General features: G+C 64.8%; 18 protein-coding genes. 7 read left to right on the forward strand and 11 right to left on the reverse strand.

Annotation, left to right across the window (positions count from 1 at the left end; genetic code table 11):
• Window positions 1-165: 165 nt before the first annotated feature.
• The 5 genes from AC07VH_RS09530 to AC07VH_RS09550 all read right to left on the reverse strand — a co-directional run bounded on the left by AC07VH_RS09530 (window position 166) and on the right by AC07VH_RS09550 (window position 6,791).
• Window positions 166-717 carry a GNAT family N-acetyltransferase gene (locus AC07VH_RS09530; protein WP_494787316.1) on the reverse strand — a complete coding sequence of 184 codons (552 nt, stop codon included), beginning with the start codon at window positions 715-717 and terminating at the stop codon, window positions 166-168.
• A 72-nt stretch (window positions 718-789) separates the two neighbouring features.
• Window positions 790-2,664 carry a signal peptide peptidase SppA gene (sppA, locus tag AC07VH_RS09535; protein WP_494787317.1) on the reverse strand — a complete coding sequence of 625 codons (1,875 nt, stop codon included), beginning with the start codon at window positions 2,662-2,664 and terminating at the stop codon, window positions 790-792.
• Between the two features lie 75 nt (window positions 2,665-2,739).
• Entirely contained in the window at window positions 2,740-4,218 is a 1,479-nt protein-coding gene (locus AC07VH_RS09540; RefSeq protein ID WP_494787318.1) for a sodium:solute symporter, read from the reverse strand.
• A gap of 68 nt (window positions 4,219-4,286) precedes the next feature.
• Complete coding sequence (locus AC07VH_RS09545; protein WP_494787319.1) at window positions 4,287-5,504, reverse strand: YeeE/YedE family protein; 1,218 nt, start codon at window positions 5,502-5,504, stop codon at window positions 4,287-4,289.
• A 75-nt stretch (window positions 5,505-5,579) separates the two neighbouring features.
• Window positions 5,580-6,791 (reverse strand): MFS transporter, encoded by a 1,212-nt coding sequence (locus AC07VH_RS09550; protein ID WP_494787320.1) that lies wholly within the window; start codon window positions 6,789-6,791, stop codon window positions 5,580-5,582.
• 144 nt (window positions 6,792-6,935) lie between these two features.
• Here AC07VH_RS09550 and AC07VH_RS09555 point away from each other — a divergent pair, with 144 nt between their 5' ends.
• The gene (locus AC07VH_RS09555) at window positions 6,936-7,172 is read left to right on the forward strand and encodes a DUF3820 family protein (RefSeq protein ID WP_034749909.1); all 237 of its coding nucleotides are present in this window, start codon (window positions 6,936-6,938) and stop codon (window positions 7,170-7,172) included.
• An 8-nt stretch (window positions 7,173-7,180) separates the two neighbouring features.
• Here the strand turns inward: AC07VH_RS09555 and AC07VH_RS09560 are convergent, their stop codons facing one another.
• Complete coding sequence (locus AC07VH_RS09560; RefSeq protein ID WP_494787321.1) at window positions 7,181-7,564, reverse strand: glutaredoxin domain-containing protein; 384 nt, start codon at window positions 7,562-7,564, stop codon at window positions 7,181-7,183.
• Window positions 7,565-7,689: 125 nt separating this feature from the next.
• Between AC07VH_RS09560 and AC07VH_RS09565 the strand changes: the two genes are divergently transcribed.
• Window positions 7,690-8,214, forward strand: coding sequence for a hypothetical protein (locus AC07VH_RS09565; protein WP_494787322.1), 525 nt, complete (start codon window positions 7,690-7,692; stop codon window positions 8,212-8,214).
• A gap of 13 nt (window positions 8,215-8,227) precedes the next feature.
• On the opposite strand, the gene AC07VH_RS09570 is transcribed toward AC07VH_RS09565, so the two are convergent.
• Together AC07VH_RS09570 and AC07VH_RS09575 are read right to left on the reverse strand one after the other, a co-directional pair.
• The gene (locus AC07VH_RS09570; RefSeq protein WP_494787323.1) at window positions 8,228-9,049 is read right to left on the reverse strand and encodes an APH(3') family aminoglycoside O-phosphotransferase; all 822 of its coding nucleotides are present in this window, start codon (window positions 9,047-9,049) and stop codon (window positions 8,228-8,230) included.
• Window positions 9,050-9,053: 4 nt separating this feature from the next.
• On the reverse strand, window positions 9,054-9,542 hold the full coding sequence (locus AC07VH_RS09575) for an Lrp/AsnC family transcriptional regulator (RefSeq protein WP_494787324.1): 489 nt from the start codon (window positions 9,540-9,542) through the stop codon (window positions 9,054-9,056).
• A 77-nt stretch (window positions 9,543-9,619) separates the two neighbouring features.
• Here AC07VH_RS09575 and AC07VH_RS09580 point away from each other — a divergent pair, with 77 nt between their 5' ends.
• Window positions 9,620-10,507, forward strand: coding sequence for an EamA family transporter (locus AC07VH_RS09580; RefSeq protein ID WP_475415358.1), 888 nt, complete (start codon window positions 9,620-9,622; stop codon window positions 10,505-10,507).
• 13 nt (window positions 10,508-10,520) lie between these two features.
• On the opposite strand, the gene AC07VH_RS09585 is transcribed toward AC07VH_RS09580, so the two are convergent.
• Window positions 10,521-11,744 (reverse strand): MFS transporter, encoded by a 1,224-nt coding sequence (locus AC07VH_RS09585; RefSeq protein WP_494787325.1) that lies wholly within the window; start codon window positions 11,742-11,744, stop codon window positions 10,521-10,523.
• Window positions 11,745-11,842: 98 nt separating this feature from the next.
• Between AC07VH_RS09585 and AC07VH_RS09590 the strand changes: the two genes are divergently transcribed.
• Together AC07VH_RS09590 and AC07VH_RS09595 are read left to right on the forward strand one after the other, a co-directional pair.
• Entirely contained in the window at window positions 11,843-12,754 is a 912-nt protein-coding gene (locus tag AC07VH_RS09590; RefSeq protein ID WP_494787326.1) for a LysR family transcriptional regulator, read from the forward strand.
• A gap of 64 nt (window positions 12,755-12,818) precedes the next feature.
• Window positions 12,819-13,352 (forward strand): DUF4256 domain-containing protein, encoded by a 534-nt coding sequence (locus AC07VH_RS09595; protein ID WP_494787327.1) that lies wholly within the window; start codon window positions 12,819-12,821, stop codon window positions 13,350-13,352.
• Between the two features lie 8 nt (window positions 13,353-13,360).
• On the opposite strand, the gene AC07VH_RS09600 is transcribed toward AC07VH_RS09595, so the two are convergent.
• Together AC07VH_RS09600 and AC07VH_RS09605 are read right to left on the reverse strand one after the other, a co-directional pair.
• The gene (locus tag AC07VH_RS09600) at window positions 13,361-15,517 is read right to left on the reverse strand and encodes a putative bifunctional diguanylate cyclase/phosphodiesterase (protein ID WP_475415362.1); all 2,157 of its coding nucleotides are present in this window, start codon (window positions 15,515-15,517) and stop codon (window positions 13,361-13,363) included.
• Between the two features lie 153 nt (window positions 15,518-15,670).
• Window positions 15,671-16,597 carry a LysR family transcriptional regulator gene (locus AC07VH_RS09605; protein WP_475415363.1) on the reverse strand — a complete coding sequence of 309 codons (927 nt, stop codon included), beginning with the start codon at window positions 16,595-16,597 and terminating at the stop codon, window positions 15,671-15,673.
• A gap of 166 nt (window positions 16,598-16,763) precedes the next feature.
• Here AC07VH_RS09605 and AC07VH_RS09610 point away from each other — a divergent pair, with 166 nt between their 5' ends.
• On the forward strand, window positions 16,764-17,465 hold the full coding sequence (locus tag AC07VH_RS09610; RefSeq protein WP_489630329.1) for a pirin family protein: 702 nt from the start codon (window positions 16,764-16,766) through the stop codon (window positions 17,463-17,465).
• A 27-nt stretch (window positions 17,466-17,492) separates the two neighbouring features.
• Complete coding sequence (locus AC07VH_RS09615) at window positions 17,493-17,879, forward strand: DoxX family protein (protein ID WP_494787328.1); 387 nt, start codon at window positions 17,493-17,495, stop codon at window positions 17,877-17,879.
• The last annotated feature ends 131 nt before the right edge of the window (window positions 17,880-18,010 follow it).

Below are 18,010 nucleotides of genomic sequence, written 5' to 3' on the forward strand. Positions count from 1 at the left end.
GAATAGTGAAAAAATCAGGCTTGCGGGGCGCCGCGCCACGGCGAGCACGTGACGCGGGCGACTCGCATGCAGATACAAACTCGCTACAAATCTCCCGCCAGCCGGCTTGACCTGGCGCCGCGTGGGGCTCAAGTGCTCACAGACGGGGCGATTCTTTACCTGGTTTTACAAGGTCATGCCGAGGATGACATCCTGGTAGTCGGTACGGCCCACGCGGAAGGTGCGCCGGCCCAGCTGCGCAAAACCGCAGCGCGCATAGAACGCCAGCGCGTCGTGGTTTTCCGCGTACACGCCCAGCAGCACGCGCCCCGCCCCGCCGGCGCGCGCCTGGCTCAGCGCCGCCTGCATCAGGCGCTGGCCCACGCGCCGGCCCTGGAAGCGGTGCAGCAAGTAGATGCGCTTGATTTCCACGTCGTCCGGGCGGGGGTCCGCCACCGGCAGGCTGGCGGGACTGAGCACCAGGTAGCCCACGGGCGCGCCGCCGGGCGTGGCCTCGGCCAGCCACAGGCGCATGGCCGGCAGCGCCAGCCAGTCGCGGTACAGCTGCGCGTCGTGCTGGCGCTGGCAATGGGCGATGACGTCGGCGCCATCGAGGATGCCGGCGAACGCTTCAAGAAAAGTAGCCTGTCCCACCAGCGCCAGCGCCTGTTCATCGCCTTTCACGCAAGGTCGGATGGCGATCGCACTATCCGTATCGCCGTTCATGTCGCTTGCCATAGTCCTCTCCTCAAGGAAAACAAGCCGGGCAAAGCCGGCTTGGGGTGTCATATCGCTGTGTAAGGCCTGACCTTACTTGCCGCCCAAAGGCACCTCGCACAGGCAGTGCGTGAGGGCCATGAACGGCTTGTGCTCGCGCGTGATACCCGACAGCCAGGAGAGGTCCTGCGCCATGCCCAGCGCCGCATCGGCTGGCAAGCCCGTGCCGGCCAGGCCCAGTTTCACGTGCTCGCCCAGCCCCAGCGAGGCCATGGCCTTGGAGCCGAACATGCCGATCAAACGGTCCACGTTCGACGTTTCCTGCTCCAGGTAGGTCACGCGGTAGTCGGTGCCCAGATTGGCGCGCTTGGCGGCCGAGGCCAGCGCATCGCCATAGCTGCCGATGCGGTCGACCAGGTTGCGCTCTTTCGCCTGCAAGCCCGTCCAGACGCGGCCCTGCGCCACTGCATCGATCTTTTCCGGCGTCGTCTTGCGCGCCTTGGCGGCCAGGTTCAGGAAGTCGCCATACACGTGGTTGATCGAACCCTGGATCACTTCGGCGAAGCGGGGATCGAGCGGACGCAAGGGGTTGCCCGCGTCGGCCAGCCAGGTGGTGGGCGAGCCGGCCGTGTGGATGCCCAGCTTTTCCACCACCTTGTCGGCCGTCGGCAGGATCGCAAACACGCCGATGGAGCCGGTGATGGTGGCCGCGTCGGCGATCACTTCATCGGACGAGGTGCTGATCCAGTAGCCACCGGAAGCGGCCACGTTGCCCATCGAGACGACCACCGGCTTGCCGGCGGCGCGCGTCAGTTCCAGTTCGCGGCGGATCAGTTCCGAGCCGAAGGCGCTGCCGCCCGGCGAATCGACGCGCAGCACGATGGCCTTGATCGACTTGTCTTCGCGCGCCTGGCGGATCAGGCGCGAGGTGGACAGGCCGCCGATGGCGCCCGGTGGCGCGATGCCGTCGCCGATTTCACCCGAGGCGATGACCACGCCGACGGCGTCGCCGATGTGCACGGGGCGCAAACGCGCCAGGTAATCGGTGTAGTTCACCTGGCGGAAGTTCGTGCCTTCCGTGTTCTTGGCGCCGCGCGCCATCATGAACTGGCGCAGTTCATCGCGCGTTTTCAGGCCGTCGACCAGTTTTCCATTGAGCGACAGCTTGGCAATGTCGCCGCCCGCAGCCGTCATCAGCGCGGGCAGGTTATCGATCGTTTGCATGATGGCGCCGGCCGGCAGCTTGCGCGCCTTTTCCACGTCCGCCGTGTAGGTGGTCCACAGGCCGTTGTTCAGGTAGCGGTCCGCTTCGGCCGCCGCTTCGGACGGGCCGTTGGCGATGAAAGGCTCGGCCGCGCTTTTATACGTGCCTACCTTCAGCAGGTTGACCGTCACGCCCACCTTGTCGAGCGCGTCGCGGTAGTAATTGCGGTAGCGGCCAAAGCCTTCCAGCATGACGCCGCCCATCGGGTGCAGGAACACTTCGTCGGCCTTGGCCGCCACCAGGTACTGGCGCTGGTTGTAGCTCGAACCCCAGGCCGTGACTTTCTTGCCCGTGGCGCGGAAACGCTCCACGCCGGCCGCCACTTCGCGCAGCGACGCCAGGCCGCCGCCCTGCAATTCGTCGAGCAGGATCACCATGGAACCGATGTTCTTGTCCTTGCCGGCCGTGTCGAGCACCGCCAGCACGTCGCGCAACTGCACGCTTTTCTTGACTTCGCCGCTGACATTGGCCAGCACCGCCTCGCGCACGCCGCCCGGGGTTTCCTCGACCAGCGGGCCTTGCAAGTCGAGTACCAGGGTGGTCTTGTCCGCCAGGGGCTTGGCGCCGCCGCCAAAGATGGCGATCAGGATGGCGATAACGATCAGCAGGAAAATCAGGTTGATGACCGCGCGGCGGGTGGCGTCCAGCGCGCGCCAGAATGCGCCAAAGCCGCGGCGCAGCGGCGGGAAGGGGTTGAGTGACATCGATGCTCCGTGAGGTTATGTACCTAAAGGAAATCAATATAGCTGAAAATGGCCGCGATCGCCTTGGGATTCGTCTTATTTTGACAAGTATTGCGCGTCCTGGCCGCCCTGCCCTGGCGGCGTGGAAATGAGGAACAGGCCAGCCAGCACCAGGGCGCCGTTCAGGATCAGCAGTTCCAGGCCGATGCGGTAATGCTCGAACAGCCGCGCCTGCTCCCCTTCGATCAGCGCGCACAGCAGCGGCCCCGCCACGGCCACCAGCGGCACCCAGCGGTCGCGCACGCCGCGCCGGCTCAGCAGGCCGAAGGCGAACAGGCCCAGCAGCGGACCATAGGTATAGCTGGCCAGCTTCAGGATCACGCCTATCATGCTGGGATCGTCAAACCACTTGAAGGCCATGATCAGCACCAGGAACAGGGCCGCAAAACCCAGGTGGACACGGCGGCGCCAGCGCATCTGCGCGGCCGCGCTCAAGTCCGGCCTGCGCTGCACGCCCAGGATGTCGATGCAGAAGGTGGACGTCAAGGCAGTGAGCGCCCCGTCCACGCTGGGAAACAGGGCGGAAACGAGGGCGATGAAGAAGATCAGCTGCACCACGGCGGGGAAGTGCCCCAGCACGACGGCGGGGAACAATTTGTCGCCCGTGGCCGTCACGCCGGCCAGCGGCGCATACAGGTGCAGCAAGCCGCCGAGGAAGAGGAACAGCAGCAGCACACCGGTCAGCACCACGGTCAGGCTGAGCATGTTCTTTTGCGAGTCGCGCAAGGTGCGCACGGAAATGTTCTTTTGCATCATTTCCTGATCCATGCCCGTCATGGCAATCGTGATGAACATGCCGGCGAGAATGTGCTTCCACACATAGGCGGGGCTGTCCGGGTCGACGTTGAAGATGCGCGTGAGGCCTTGCGCGCGCATGCGCTCCAGGCTGTCGACGAGGGACAGGTCCATCGCGCGCAGCAAAAACACGCTGCAGATGACGAGGCCCGCCAGCATGCACGCCGTTTGCAGGGTATCGGTCCAGACGATGGTCTTCACGCCGCCCTCGTAGGTGTAGAGCAGGATCAGCAGCAGCACGACGCAGGACGTCAGCCAGAACGGCACGCCCAGGCTGTCGAGTATGGTGGCCTGCAGGATATTGACCACCAGATACAGCCGCGCCGTGGCGCCCAGCAGCCGCGAGACGATGAAAAACGCCGCCCCGCTCTGGTAGGAGCGCCGGCCCAGGCGCACTTCCAGGTAGCGGTAGATGGAGGTCAGCTGCAGCCGGTAGTACAGCGGCAGCAAGATGAAGGTGATGGCCAGGTAGCCGAGCACATAGCCGATCATCAGCTGGATATAGCCGAAGCCGTTGCTGCCCACGGCGCCCGGCACGCTGATGAAGGTCACGCCCGTGAGCGTGGTGCCGACCATGCCGAAGGCCACCAGCATCCAGTTGCTGTCCTTGTTGCCGATGAAAAAACTGTCATTGGTGGCGTGGCGCGAGGTGCGCCATGCCACGCCCAGCAGGATCAGGAAATACGCGAGGACGACGGCAAACAGGATGAGGGGGGACATGGGCGATACGCTGGCGGCAAGGGGAACAGGGGCCGAAATATACAGCAAAGCCCCTGTTTATGCCGGCCTCAGCAGCCAGTCGGTTTGACTTTCTCCACTTCCAGGCCAAACCACGGGCGCAAACGCGTGCCGATGACGTTGCCCAGAAAAGCGCAGACCAGCCACAGCCAGCCGTGCAGGCTACCCGAGACGATGCCGCTGAAATACGCGCCGATATTGCAGCCGTAGGCCAGGCGCGCGCCGTAGCCGAGCAGCAAGCCGCCGACGACGGCGGCGATGATCGAACGGCGTGGGATGCGCCACACGGGCGCGTAGCGTCCGGCCAGGGCCGCCGCCAGCATGGCGCCCAGCACGATGCCGATGTCCATCACGGAAGTCTTGTCCTGCGTCAGCGGCGCGGCCAGCGCGGCCGCGTTGGCCTTGGTCGACCAGTAGGCCCAGCTGGCCGTGTCGATGCCGACCGCGGACGCCGCTTTCGCGCCCCACAGGGCGAACGCGGACGTCACGCCCCACGGCCGGCCCGACAGCGCCAGGGTGATGAAATTGAGCACGACGAGCGCGATGGCGCCCGCCACCAGCGGCCAGGGGCCGTGCAGCCACGGCGACGCCTGCGACGGGCGCAGGGGCGTCGCGACGAGCTTGCCATGGCGGCGCTTTTCCACCAGCACCGTGATGCCGGCGATCAGCGCGAAGACGAGCCAGTTCAGCGCCAGCGCGGGTACCAGGCCCAGGCTTGTGACGAGGGAAATGGGTTTCAATTGCGGCAATGCCGTCCAGAACGGCATGTGCGCCGTGCCGATCACGGAGCCGACGATGAAGGCGGCCAGCGTGATGAGCATGCGCGTGCTGCCCCCGCCCACCGTGTACAGCGTGCCGGAAGCGCAGCCGCCGCCCAGCTGCATGCCGATGCCGAAGATGAAGGCGCCGAAGATGACGGAAGTGCCGGCGGGCGACACCAGGCCCGCGACGGGCGTGCCGAACAGCGTGCCCGCCGACAACGCGGGGAAGAACAGCGCCACGCCCACGGCCAGCATCAGCATTTGCGCGCGCAAGCCGTCGCCGCGGCCGTCGGCGATGAAGACGCGCCAGGCGGATGTGAAACCGAACGCCGCGTGATACAGGGTGATGCCGAGCAAGGCGCCCACCACGTACAGCGCGGACTGGGTGGCGCCCACCGTCAGCGCCAGGTACCAGGCGCCGAGCACGATGAGCAACAGGGCGACGCCCAGCGGTTTCGGGTTGATGGCGGCGCGCAGGCGCAGCGGTGACATTGCGGTATCGGACATGGGGAGTATGGGCGAGATAAAGGTAAGCGCTATTGTAAACCCTGCTCTCGCGCATGCCAGCGACTTGCCTGTAGACTAATGCCCCACCGCATGCATCGACTTTTCGCCGCCCGCACGCACGGGGATGGGATTCAAACGGTCCATCCGGCCGCTCAAGGCCGTCAAGCCAAAGGCGCCCAGCACGACAATGCCGCCGATCCAGCCCGTGTGCACGAGGCCCAGGTGTTCCACGATCAGGCCGCCGCCCCAGGCGCCGCCGGCGATGCCAAGATTAAAAGCGGCGATATTCAAGCCGGAAGCGACGTCGACGGCGCGCGGCGTGAAGTGTTCCGCTTGCTGCACGACATACACTTGCAGACCGGCCACGTTACCGAAAGCCACGGCGCCCCACAGCAGCACGGTGATGACGACGAGCACGGGATGCGGCGCCGTAAAGGTCAACAACAGCAGGACGGCTGCCAGCAGCAGGAAGATCCGTTTCAGGGCGCTGACGGGCCCCTTCCTGTCGGCCAGCTTGCCACCCCAGATATTGCCGAACGCCACGGACACGCCATACACGAGCATCACCGCGCCCACGGCGCCGGCGCTGAAACCCGACACTTGCTGCAAGATCGGCGCCAGATAGGTAAAGGCGATGAAGGAGCCGCCATAGCCGACGGCCGTCATGGCGTACACCAGCAGCAGCCGGGGCTGGCCCAGCACCCGCACTTGCTGCAGCAGCGAGGCGGGCTTGCTGTGCTTGATGGTCGACGGCACGTACAGCAGGCTGCCGATGAACGCCACCAGACCCAGGGCCGAGACGGCGAGGAAGGTTTCGCGCCAGCCGAAGTGCTGGCCGATGAAGGTGCCCAGCGGCACGCCCGTCACCAGGGCCACGGTCAAGCCCGTAAACATGATGGCGATCGCGCTGGCCGCCTTGTCCTTGGGCACCAATGATGTGGCGATGGTCGAGCCGATGGAAAAGAACACGCCATGCGCCAGCCCCGTCAGGATGCGGGCGACGACGAGGGTTGCATAGCCCGGTGATTTCCACGCCAGCAAATTGCCCAGGGTGAACAAGACCATCAACGACAGCAACAGGGTTTTGCGCGGGATCTTGCCCGTCAGGGCGGTCAGCACGGGCGCGCCGACGGCGACGCCCAGCGCATACAGGCTGACCAGCAGGCCGGCCGACGGCAGGTTGACGCCCAGGTCGGCGGCGATGGTGGGCAACAGCCCTACGATGACAAACTCGGTGGTTCCGATGGCAAACGCGCTGAGGGTCAGCGCGAGCAAGGCAATGGGCATGACAAACTCCGATAAATGATGTTGACATGCAGTATCGGGGTTTTCTTTATTCCGAAAAATACCTGATCGGGCAGAAGATAATTGCGCTCAACTCAACAATGTAATGGTCTGCTACACTGGCCGCATCAACACGGGGTCACCACCATGAATTCAGAAAAACTGGCGCTGCTGGTCACGCGCGAAATGCCATACGGGAAATATCAGGGAAGGCTGCTGGCCGACTTGCCGGGACACTATCTGGGCTGGTTCGCGCGCGAGGGCTTCCCCTCGGGCGAACTGGGCAGTTTAATTGCTCTCATGTATGAGCTCGACCACAACGATTTACGCAGCTTGCTCGACCCCTTGCGCACGCGCAAGTCGCCGTGGCGGCCGGGCGAATAGGACGGAGCTTAAATCGCGCGCAGCTTCTTCGCGAGCATGGCGCTGAACTCGCCATTTTCCACGAGCTTTTGCAGCTCGCTGGCGCCGCCGATGAGCACTCCATTGACGAAAACCATGGGAAACGTGGGCCAGCCCGTCCACATTTTCAAGGCATTGCGGCGGTGCCACTGGTTCAGATAACTGCCGTATTGCAGGTACTGGTAGGGCGTGCCCAGCACGTCGAGGATCTTGCGCGCCTTGCGCGGAAACGGATTGAGCGCCATGCCGACCACCACGACCTGATGCGCGGCGATGGCCGCCCGCACCTCGTGCACGATGTCCTGGTGCTTGCTGCCGATCAAGGGGCGGGCGGCGGGATGGATCTGGGCTTCGTCGAGGATGGCGCGGGTCATGAAAGTCCTGGGGTCAGTGGCACGGGGCGTGCGGATCACACATTGTGCCATGCGCACAGGCTCGCGTGCGCTACACTGCGCCTCTTCTCCCCTCACGCGTGAAATAGATGCAAGCAATCACCTCCATGTCTGCATGCCGCACCCGCCGCCTGCTCGGCGCGCTTCTGCTCGCCCTTAGCTGCGCCAGCGCCGTGGCCGCCGCTGATCCCGGCCTGGAGACGGGTTTGCTCCATGCGCTGCACCTGAAAAAGGGTACGACGGAAAGAACAGGTACCTCCGGCAAGGCCATCGCCGCGTACGCGCGCGAAGGCTACGTCGGCAAGCGCCCCGACCAGCGCTTCGACTACACCGATTACTACCTGCTCAAGAAGCCGGCCAGCTTCATGGGGCATGAACTGGTGCTGATCGAGGAAGAATACATCACGCAATACATCGGCTGCTGCGTCAGCCCCGGGGCGGGCGTGACGCTCAAGGTGCAGGGCAGCACACAGAAGCTGCAAGCGTTCGCCATCGCCCAGCGCTGCACCTTGCGCGACCCCGTCGATATCCGGCAAGCACTGAGCGAGGTTGCCATCCAGGCCCGGCTGCCCCAAGGTCATTACGCGTCCTTGAGCTGCCGCGAACGCGATGCGGAGCGCGAAGAGCCTTGATGGCTGGCAGCCTTCAAAACAGCTCGTCGAGCAGCAAGTGAAATTGCAGCTTGCCTTGATCGATATCAAGGAGCCCATATTGCTCAGCAAACCTTTGCTGTAGCGCGGCGTCCAACTCACCGAGAGCACGCCAGGCGATGGCCAGGTCCTGATAACGGTCGGCAACGCCCGCCCGTCCCACGTCGAGGCAGCCGGCAACCTTTCCTTCGTGCATGAGGATATTTTCCAGCGAAAAATCGCCATGCGTGACGACAAAGTCGGGCGCGACGGGCTGGCAATCCTGTAGCGCCGCCCACACCTGCTGCGCCGTCCAGCCTTTCCGTTCAGCATCGAAATCATCGGTGTCGACCAGGCCCGCATCGATGCGCTGGCGCGCCTGGGCCAGCCGGACGGCAGGGCCGGCGTCGAACGGACAGCCGGCCACCGGCAGCGCATGCAGGCGGCGCAGGAAGGCCGCCAGCGCGTCGACCACGGTGGACCTTAGCGCGGGGTTCGCTTCCAGCACCGCAGACGCCGTTGTGCCTGGCAGCGCCGTCATCAGCAGCCATGCCTGCTGCCGGTCCGCCGCCTGGCCGAACTGGACCACGACCGGCACGGGCAGGTGCGGCGCCAGCCAGCGCAGGCGCGCCGCTTCATCGGCCAGGTCGGCGGCGGCAGGCCCCCTGCCGTGCTTCAGGTACAGGTCCGGCGCGCCATCCCTGCCCTGCAGGCGGTAGACGGCGGCATCCGACGCGCCGATGCTGTCGCGCGTCCATTGATAGCCGGCAACGGCGGTGCGCAGGCTGGCGGGCATGGCCGCCGTCACGGAGGTTGGCATGCTGTCGGAGGTACTCATCGCTCTATCCCAGCGGCACGTGCAAGCCCATCTTGAGGCAGGTCAATGCCACGGAGGTGCGGTAGCGCCGGATATTGTCGTCGCCGCCGAACAGGCGTTCCGTCAGCGCCTCGTACTCGGCCATGCTGCTGGCCGTGATGACCAGCAGGTAATCGGCCTCGCCGGTAATCCCATAGCATTGCTGGATGGCAGGTTCGGCCATGATGCGCGCGCGCATGCCGGCCGTGCGCTGCGGGTGCTCGTCGTGCAGATGCACTTCCACCGTCAGGGTCAAGGGGCGGCCCAGGCGGCTCGCGTCGAGCACGGCCACCTCCTTGCGGATCACCCCGCTCTCGCGCAGGCGGCGGATGCGCCGCTGTACGGCCGGCGCGGACAAATGCACGGCCTGGGCGATTTCGCGCTGCGAGGTCGTGTTATCACGCTGCAAGATGTCGAGGATGGCCAGGTCGAAGGCATCGAGGGCGGGCGAAGGCGTGAGCGAAAGTTGCGTCATGGAGGGAAAAATGCAGTGCAAATATCGGAGCAGACACAATAAACTTTCATTACTTCGATATCAAGCCATTTATTCCCATGCCATTACGCCGCTATTCCTCGTTCATTCCCCTGCTCGCCATCCTCGGCTCCGTCACCGCGCTGGGGCTGGGCACCTCATGGGCCAAGCACAGCCTGTTCCCGCTGGTCGGCGCGCAAGGCACGACGGCCGTGCGCGTGGGCTTTTCCGCCTTGCTGCTGTTGCTGTTCTGGCGCCCGTGGCGCTGGCAGCTGAGCCGCGCCGACCTGCGCACGGTGGCCCTGTACGGCGCGGCGCTGGGCTTGACCAACCTGTGCTTCTACATGGCCTTGCGCACGATCCCGTTCGGCATCGCCGTGGCCATCGAGTTTTCCGGGCCGCTGGCCGTGGCCCTGCTGGCCTCGCGCCGCCCGCTCGACTTCGTCTGGGTGGCCCTGGCCGTGGCGGGACTGGCGCTGCTGTTGCCGCTCGGCCACGACATCAGCAATCTCGATCCCACGGGCGTGCTGTTCGCTCTGGGCGCGGCCGTCTGCTGGGCCTCGTACATCGTCTTCGGCAAGCGCGCCAGCCATTTGCATGCGGGCCATTCGGTATCCCTGGGCCTGACCATGGCCGCGCTGGTGGTGGTGCCCGTGGGCGTGATGCACAGCGGCGCCGCCCTGCTCTCGCCCGTCGTGCTGGGCATCGGCCTGGGCGTAGCGCTCATTTCCAGCGCGATACCGATCTCGCTGGAAATGGTGGCCCTGAAACGGCTGACGCCGCAAGCGTTCGGCATCATGAGCAGCATGGAACCGGCCGTGGCCGCCATGCTGGCCTTCATCCTGCTCGATGAACGCCTGGACGCGGCGCAATGGCTGGCCATCGCCATGATCATGGCCGCGTCCATGGGCAGCTCCTACATGGCGCAGCGCCAGAGACGGGCGCCGGCCGCCGCCGTGCATACCTGAGTCCTCCCTATCCTTAATGCACGGCCGCCCCAGCCACGTGGGCGGCCAGGTTCTTGCGTGCCAGCCACGCCAGCGGCAGCAAGGCCAGCAAGGCGGCGGCCACACCGGCCCACGGCGAAGACGCCATCAGCTGGCGCGACACCATCAGCGCCCCCAGCATGGAACCGAAGGAAATGCCGAGATTAAACGCGGAAATGTTCAGGCCCGAGGCAAAATCGACGGCTTGCGGCGTGTAGCGCTCGGCCGTGGCCAGCATGCCGGCCTGCAAGGCAGGCGACAGGCCGAAGGCGAACACGCCCCAGACGAACAGCATCACCGTCATCATCCATGGCGAGCTGATGCTCAAGGCCACGCCCACTTGCGTGGCGGCCAGCAACAGCAGCATCAATCGCAGCGCCTTTTGCCAGCCCAGGTGGCTGGTCAGGTAGCCGCCCGCCAGGTTGCCGGCAAAGGTGGCGATGCCGAATACGATCAGCAAGGCGCTGGCCATGGTGGCGGAAAAGCCCGTCACGTCCGTCAAGATGGGCGTGATGAAAGTAAACGCGGCAAAGCTGCTGCCGAAGCCGAACGTGGTCACGGCCATCATCGTCAGGATGGGGCCGCTGCCGAGGGCCGCCAGCTGCGTCATGGCCTTGCCGCCCTTGCCTTGCGCTAAACCGGCCGGCAGCCAGCGCGCCATGGCGGCCAGGCCCACGGCGGCCAGGATTACCACGGCAAAGAAGGGCAAGCGCCAGCCCATCAGGTTGCCGAGGAAACTGCCGAAGGGCACGCCGATCACCATGGCCAGCGTCAGTCCCGCGAACATCACGGAAATCGCCCTGCCCGCCTGCGCCTTGGGCACCAGGCTGGCCGCCACGGTGGCGCCGATGGCAAAGAAGGTGCCGTGCGCCACCGCCGTGATGACCCGTCCCACCAGCAGCAGTTCGAACGTGTGGGAAAAGGCGGCCAGCAGATTGCCGGCCAGGAATACGCTCATCAGCCCCAGCAAGGCCGCCTTGCGCGGCAGGCGCGACATCAGCAGCACCAGCAGCGGCGTGCCGATGGCCAGCGCCAGCGCGTACAGGCTGACCAGCGAGCCGGCCGATTCGATGGAAATCTGCAAATCCTTCGCGATGGCGGGCAGGATGCCCACGACGATGAATTCGGTCACGCCGATGGCGAAGGCGCCGACGGCCAGCGCCAGCACGCCGGGCGGCATGCTGCTGGCTGAAGGGGAAACAGGGGCTGCGGTGGTCATGATGGCTCCAACAAATGGTTCAAGCGGGCCAGTGTATCGAGATAAATACTTTTGATATAGACTCTTATAATGGAAACACCTGTGAAATGGATTCAATAATGGCCAGGCAAGACATCAACCGCGCGTTCGAGATGGCCGTGTTCGTGGCCGTGGTGGAAACGGGCGCCTTTTCCGCCGCCGCGCGCCGCCTGGCCCTGACGCCGTCGGCCGTCAGCAAGCTCGTCAACCGCCTGGAAGCACGGCTGGGCGCCCGCCTGCTCCAGCGCAGCACGCGCCAGCTGCACACCACGCCCGAGGGCGACGCCTTCTTCGTGCAGTGCAAGCGCATCCTCGACGATATCGATGGCGCCGAGCGCGAAGCATCGCAGGGCGCGGCGCCGCGCGGACGCCTGCGCATCAACTGCTTCGTGCCGTTCGGCGTGCGCCATCTGCTGCCCATCCTGCCCGAGTTCGCGCAGCGCTATCCCGACATCGTGCTTGACGTCGTCGTCAGCGACGCCATCGTCGACCTGCTGGAAGACCGCACCGACATCGCCATCCGCACGGGCAAGCTGAAGGAATCGAACCTGGTGGCGCGTAAACTCGGCGAAGACGCGATGGTGGTGGTGGCGTCGCCAGCTTATGCGGCGGGCCGCGGCTTGCCGCGCACGCCGCAGGAGTTATCCGAACACAATTTATTGGCCTTCAACTTCCGCTGCCAGAACGAAACCTGGCCCTTCCTCGACAAGGACAGCGGCGGTACATTGCACGTGGCGCCGCAGGGCAATACCTGCGTCAGCGATGGCGAAAGCATGCGCCAGCTGGTGCTGGCGGGCATGGGGCTGGGGCGCTTTTCGCGCCAGCACGTGCAGCGCGACATCGAGCAAGGCCGACTCATACCCGTGCTGCAGGACTACAATCCGGGCGACAAGGAACTCGTGCACGCCGTCTTCGTGGGACCGGGCCTGCAAGTGCCGGCCAGGGTGCGCGTGATGCTCGACTATCTGCTGGAAAAAGTGCACCTGGGATGAGCGCCGCCCGCCGGCATCGCGTCTTATAATCGGCCATATCGTTGAAACCCCAGGGAGCCGCGCTATGCATGACGACTTGATCCGCACCTTGCAAACCCGCTTCAGCCGGCACATGCACCGCCATCCGGGATGGACCTGGGAGAAGGTGCTGGCGCGCTTGAACGCCGCTCCCGCCAGCCTGGCGGTATTGCGGCACATGGAAGACACGGGCGGCGAGCCGGACGTCATCGGGCACGCCGGCGAGACGGACGCCGTCACGTATTGCGATTGTTCAGCAGAAAGCCCGATCGGCCGGCGCAGCCTGTGTTTCGACGCGGCGGCCCTGGCCGCGCGCAAGGCCAACAAGCCGACCGGCAGCGCCATGGCCATGGCGCAGGCGATGGGCATCGCCTTGCTGACGCAGGCGCAGTACCGGCAGTTGCAGGAGCTGGAACCGTTCGACCGCAAGACCTCGAGCTGGATCGCGACGCCGGACAGCATCCGGGCGCTGGGCGGCGCCCTGTTTTGCGACCGCCGCTATGACCAGGTCTTCGTGTATCACAACGGCGCCGAATCGTATTATGCGAGCCGGGGCTTTCGCGGACTGCTGCGGGTCTGACCGGCCCCTCAGGCCAGCTCTTCCAGCCGCAACTGCCGCCCCTCGCCCAGCATCACTTCGAATTCCGCCGCCGGCACGGCCGGGCTGAACAGATAACCTTGCAACTGGTCGCAGCCGAGTTCGCGCAGGAAGCGCATCTGCTCGGCCGTTTCCACCCCTTCGGCAACGATTTCCTGGCGCAGCTGCTGCGCCATGGTGACGATGGCACGGGCGATGGCGCAATCGTTTTCCTCGAAGGGCAAGCCGATGACGAAGGAGCGGTCGATTTTCAGGGTGCTGATGGGAAATTTCTTCAGGTACGCCAGGCTGGAATAGCCGGTGCCGAAGTCGTCCAGCGCCAGCGCCAGGCCCATGGCCACCAGCTGGTTCATGATGTCGATCACCTTGTCGGCCCCGCGCATCAAGAGGCTTTCCGTGATTTCCAGCATGATCTGGTCGGGCCGCACGCCGTAGCGCTCGAGCACGGCCGCTATGCGCGCCGGCAACTGTTCATCGAACTGGCGCGCCGACAGGTTGACGGCGATGGCCGGCATGTGCAGGCCCCGGTCTTCCCAGCTGCGGATCTGGCGGCAGGCCTCGTCCAGCACCCAGGTGCCCAGTTCCAGAATCAGACTGGTTTCCTCGGCGACGGGGATGAAGACGCCGGGCGAGACCATGCCGCGCATCGGATGCTTCCAGCGCAGCAAGGCTTCCGCGCCCACGATGCGTCCGCTGGCCAGGCTCACCTTCGGCTGGTAATGCAATTCCAGTTCCTTGTCGCCCAGGGCCAAACGCATTTCGCTTTCCAGGCGCAAATGTTCCTTTGCCCTGCGGTTCATGTCTTCGCGGTAAAACAGAAAGGTCGATTCGATGGTCTGCCCCGCCTTGGACACGGCCACGTCGGCAAAGCGGAACAGGGCCGGCGCTTCCAGGCCGTCTTCCGGATACACGGTGATGCCGATGCTGGCGCCCACGTGCAGCGCGTGCGCATCGATATTGATCGGCGCTTCCAGCAGGTTGAGCAGCTTTTGCGCCACGTTGGCCGCGTGTTCGCGCTTTTCGATGTGCAGCAGGGCCACGACGAATTTGCTGTTGTCGACGCGCGCCAGGATGTCGGCGTCGCGCAGGGCGCCGCGGAACAGCTGGCCGATGGCGATCACCAGCTGGTCGCCCACTTCATGGCCCAGGGTATCGCTGATGGAACCGATGCGGCTGATGTCGATGACCATCAGCGCGCCATGCGTGCCTTGCCGTTTCGCTTCGGCCAGGCCCTGGTCGACCAATTGGTTCAGCAGGCAGCGGTTGGGCAAGCCCGTCAAGCTGTCGTAGTTGGCCATGCGCTGCATGCGCGCTTCCGCATCCTTGTGCACCGAGATATCGGAAAACAGGGAAAACACGTGGCTGATTTCGCCATACTCGTCGCGCACGACGCTGATGGTGACGTCTTGCGGGAACAGTTCGCCATTCTTGCGCTTGCCGATGATTTCGCCGCGCCAGGAACCGTGTCCGCGCATGGCGGCGCGCACCTTGGCGCGGAAATCGGGGTCGTGCACGCCCGAGCGCAACAGATCGGGCGTGCGGCCGATGGCTTCGGCCGGCGAATAGCCGGTGATGCGGGAAAACGAGCTGTTGATCGAGACGATGCGCTCTTCCGCATCCGTGATCAGCACGGCTTGCTCACTGTCTTCAATGATGCGTGCGTGCAACCTGACCTTGTCCACGTCGGACAGCGGCTCGCTCATGGCCGACAGGCGCACGGCCATGCCGCAGCCCTTGCCCGCCTGGTCGTGGATCACGTGGCGGTGCATGCGCAGCCACGTCACCATGCCCGACTTCTTGCGCCGGCGCACATCGGTGGCCACGTCGCCCTGGGTGAAATGCAGCTCCAGCACGCTCGCTTCCGCGTCGTCTTCCGGATACAGGAACAGGATGTGCTGACCCAGCGCTTCCAGTTCGGAATAGCCGAACATCTGTTCGGCGCCATGGTTCCAGCCGATCAAAAAGCCGTCGGGATCGATTTCCAGCAAGGCGTCGGCCGGCGCCACGCGCACCACGGGCCGGCTGGCGCCGCGCAGCCGCTCCAGCTCTTCCTCCAGCCGCGCCAGGGTGGCGGCCTGCTGCGGCCCCGCCTGTTCACGGGCATCCTGGGCCAGGCGCAGGCACAGCGCGACCTTCGCCTCAAGCATGGCAACCCCACGCTTGGGCCAGGTCAGGGGAACGTTTCAGGGGCGCTGCGGTGTGTGTAATCATCAAAATCCCACTGTGGGGCGTGGAGGTCGGGCGGAAATACTGTGAATATGGTAACTTAAAAATGTTGGCGTATGTCAACATTTTAAGGCCTACGCCGAATGGCCAGGCAGATGCTGCGCCAGGCGGGCAAACACATCCGGTTCACGCATGCGCGCCATCCACCAGCGCAGCGCGGCGCCATCCTCGCCCACGCGCCAGGCCAGGTAAAACGTTTCCGACGGTTTCGGTTCTTCCACGGCCTTTTCCACCAGCAAGCCGCGCGCGATGGCGGCGCGCGCGCATGGTCCCGGCAGGAAGCCGAAACCCAGCCCCAGCACCTGGTAATCGAACTTGACCTGCATGTTGGGCACGCTCAAGGCGTCTTGTCCCAGCAGCAGCCCCACCGTGCGCGGCGCCATCTGGCGCGCCGAATCGGCCACCACCACGGCCCGGTGCTGCTGCAGGTGGCCGCGCGACAAGGGTTCCGGCACCTGCGCCAGCGGATGCGTGGGCGCCACGGCAAAGACGAAGTCGAGCATGCCGATCGGCTGCGCGATATAGCCGCCGCCGGCCGGCCCGTCGCCGGGCGCGCCCACCAGCAAGTCGGCGCGCCGGTCCAGCAGCGCTTCCCAGGTGCCCGACAGGGTGTCTTGCGACAGGCGCAGGCGCGTCTGCTGCGCCACATCGTAAAAGGCGCGCACGTCATCGGCCAGGGCCACGGCGGAAAACATGGAATCGATACCGATGGACAATTCCGTTTCCCAGCCGGACGCCACCCTGCGCACGCGGTGCTCGAGGTCCTGCGCCGCCTTCAGCAGATAGCGGCCCTCTTTCAGCAATTCCTGGCCGGCCGCCGTCAGCATGACTTTCGGGCCATTGCGCTGGAACACCTGCACGCCCAGGTCGTCTTCCAGCTTGGCCACCGTATAGGAAATGGTGGACGGGACTTTATGCAGCTCCTTGCCGGCGGACGAGAACGATCCGCGGCGGTCGATGGCGTCGACGATTTGCAGGGCTTCCAGGCTCAGTCTTAACATTCGATTTTTTCGATCATAGCTCGGTAGATTTTCCGTTTTTCTTTCTCGGCTGGGCGCCCTATACTTTCTCCATCGTACAGCGAAGGGCAGAAAGAAGCCGGGGCATAGCGCCAGGCGACGGTCCTTCGAAATTATCGCACATTAACCTTTAGAAACGGAGTCCACCATGTTACAGATTCGTCATAGCGAAGAACGCGGCGCCGCCAACCACGGCTGGCTCAATTCCCACCACAGCTTTTCCTTCGGCAGCTACCACGATCCGCTGCACATGGGCTTTGGCCCCTTGCTGGTGATCAATGAAGACCGGGTCACGCCAGGCCAGGGTTTCGGCACGCACGGCCACCGCGACATGGAAATCATTTCGTATGTGCTCGACGGCGCGCTCGAGCACAAGGACAGCATGGGCACCGGTTCCGTGCTGCACTACGGCGATGTGCAGCGCATGAGCGCCGGCAGCGGCGTGCGCCACAGCGAATTCAACCATTCGGCGACGGATGGCTTGCACTTCCTGCAGATCTGGATCCAGCCGAACGTGACGGGCATTCCCCCCAGCTATGAAGAAAAACACTTCACGCCGGAAAGCAAACGGGGCAAGCTGCGCTTGATCGCCTCTTCCGACGGCCGCCAGGGTTCCGTGCTGATCCACCAGGATGCGGCCATCTACGCCAGCATCCTGCAGGAAGGCGAGCAAGCCGAACATGCGCTGGACGAAGGCCGCCTCGCCTACGTGCACCTGATCCGCGGCAGCCTGGTCGTCAACGGCACGCCCTTGAAGGCGGGCGACGCGCTGAAATTGACGCAGGAAGCGGCCGTGACCATCACGCAAGCAGAGGACGCAGAGTTTCTGGTCTTCGATTTACCGAAATAATTAATAAATACAAAGAAAGAGAAAATCATGGAAAACAGAACCAACGTATTGCTGCCCCTCGGCCGTGCCGCCCTTGGCGTGCTGTTCTTTGTTTCGGGCTTGCTGAAAATCGGCGGCTTTGCGGGCGTGGCCGGCTACATGGCCAGCCAGGGCTTGCCGATCGCCAATATCTTGCTGGTGGGCGTGATCGTGCTGGAAGTGGGCGGCGGCCTGCTGCTGATCACGGGCTGGCAGGCGCGCTGGGCGGCGCTGGCCCTGGCGCTGTTCCTGCTCCCCACCACCGTGATCTTCCACGCCTTCTGGAGCGCCGATGCGGCCCACTTCCAGGACCAGTTGACGAGCTTCCTGAAGAACCTGTCCATCTTCGGCGGCATGCTCTTGCTGGTGGAGCGCGGTTTTCGCCAGGCCAAGTGAGGCCAAGGTTGCCTGGCCGGACGGGCCCGTCACGTACGGGGTCCGCCCGGCCGGCGGCCTGTCACCATTTTGTCATCAAGCTGACATGGCGCTGTCACATTCAACAACTATCATGCGGTTGCCCTTAAATC

It is taken from the genome of Janthinobacterium sp. GW821-FHT03C10, from assembly GCF_059420865.1.

Bases quoted from the DNA above. Each gene is read 5' to 3' on its own strand.
- AC07VH_RS09595 (WP_494787327.1), top strand. From the start codon at position 12,819: ATGCATGACGACTTGATCCGCACCTTGCAAACCCGCTTCAGCCGGCAC.
- AC07VH_RS09570 (WP_494787323.1), bottom strand. From the start codon at position 9,049: ATGAGTACCTCCGACAGCATGCCAACCTCCGTGACGGCGGCCATGCCC.
- AC07VH_RS09560 (WP_494787321.1), bottom strand. From the start codon at position 7,564: ATGACCCGCGCCATCCTCGACGAAGCCCAGATCCATCCCGCCGCCCGC.
- AC07VH_RS09555 (WP_034749909.1), top strand. From the start codon at position 6,936: ATGAATTCAGAAAAACTGGCGCTGCTGGTCACGCGCGAAATGCCATAC.
- sppA (WP_494787317.1), bottom strand. From the start codon at position 2,664: ATGTCACTCAACCCCTTCCCGCCGCTGCGCCGCGGCTTTGGCGCATTC.
- AC07VH_RS09530 (WP_494787316.1), bottom strand. From the start codon at position 717: ATGGCAAGCGACATGAACGGCGATACGGATAGTGCGATCGCCATCCGA.
- AC07VH_RS09540 (WP_494787318.1), bottom strand. From the start codon at position 4,218: ATGTCCCCCCTCATCCTGTTTGCCGTCGTCCTCGCGTATTTCCTGATC.
- AC07VH_RS09565 (WP_494787322.1), top strand. From the start codon at position 7,690: ATGTCTGCATGCCGCACCCGCCGCCTGCTCGGCGCGCTTCTGCTCGCC.
- AC07VH_RS09575 (WP_494787324.1), bottom strand. From the start codon at position 9,542: ATGACGCAACTTTCGCTCACGCCTTCGCCCGCCCTCGATGCCTTCGAC.
- AC07VH_RS09605 (WP_475415363.1), bottom strand. From the start codon at position 16,597: ATGTTAAGACTGAGCCTGGAAGCCCTGCAAATCGTCGACGCCATCGAC.
- AC07VH_RS09550 (WP_494787320.1), bottom strand. From the start codon at position 6,791: ATGCCCATTGCCTTGCTCGCGCTGACCCTCAGCGCGTTTGCCATCGGA.
- AC07VH_RS09590 (WP_494787326.1), top strand. From the start codon at position 11,843: ATGGCCAGGCAAGACATCAACCGCGCGTTCGAGATGGCCGTGTTCGTG.
- AC07VH_RS09585 (WP_494787325.1), bottom strand. From the start codon at position 11,744: ATGACCACCGCAGCCCCTGTTTCCCCTTCAGCCAGCAGCATGCCGCCC.
- AC07VH_RS09580 (WP_475415358.1), top strand. From the start codon at position 9,620: ATGCCATTACGCCGCTATTCCTCGTTCATTCCCCTGCTCGCCATCCTC.
- AC07VH_RS09610 (WP_489630329.1), top strand. From the start codon at position 16,764: ATGTTACAGATTCGTCATAGCGAAGAACGCGGCGCCGCCAACCACGGC.
- AC07VH_RS09615 (WP_494787328.1), top strand. From the start codon at position 17,493: ATGGAAAACAGAACCAACGTATTGCTGCCCCTCGGCCGTGCCGCCCTT.
- AC07VH_RS09545 (WP_494787319.1), bottom strand. From the start codon at position 5,504: ATGTCCGATACCGCAATGTCACCGCTGCGCCTGCGCGCCGCCATCAAC.
- AC07VH_RS09600 (WP_475415362.1), bottom strand. From the start codon at position 15,517: ATGCTTGAGGCGAAGGTCGCGCTGTGCCTGCGCCTGGCCCAGGATGCC.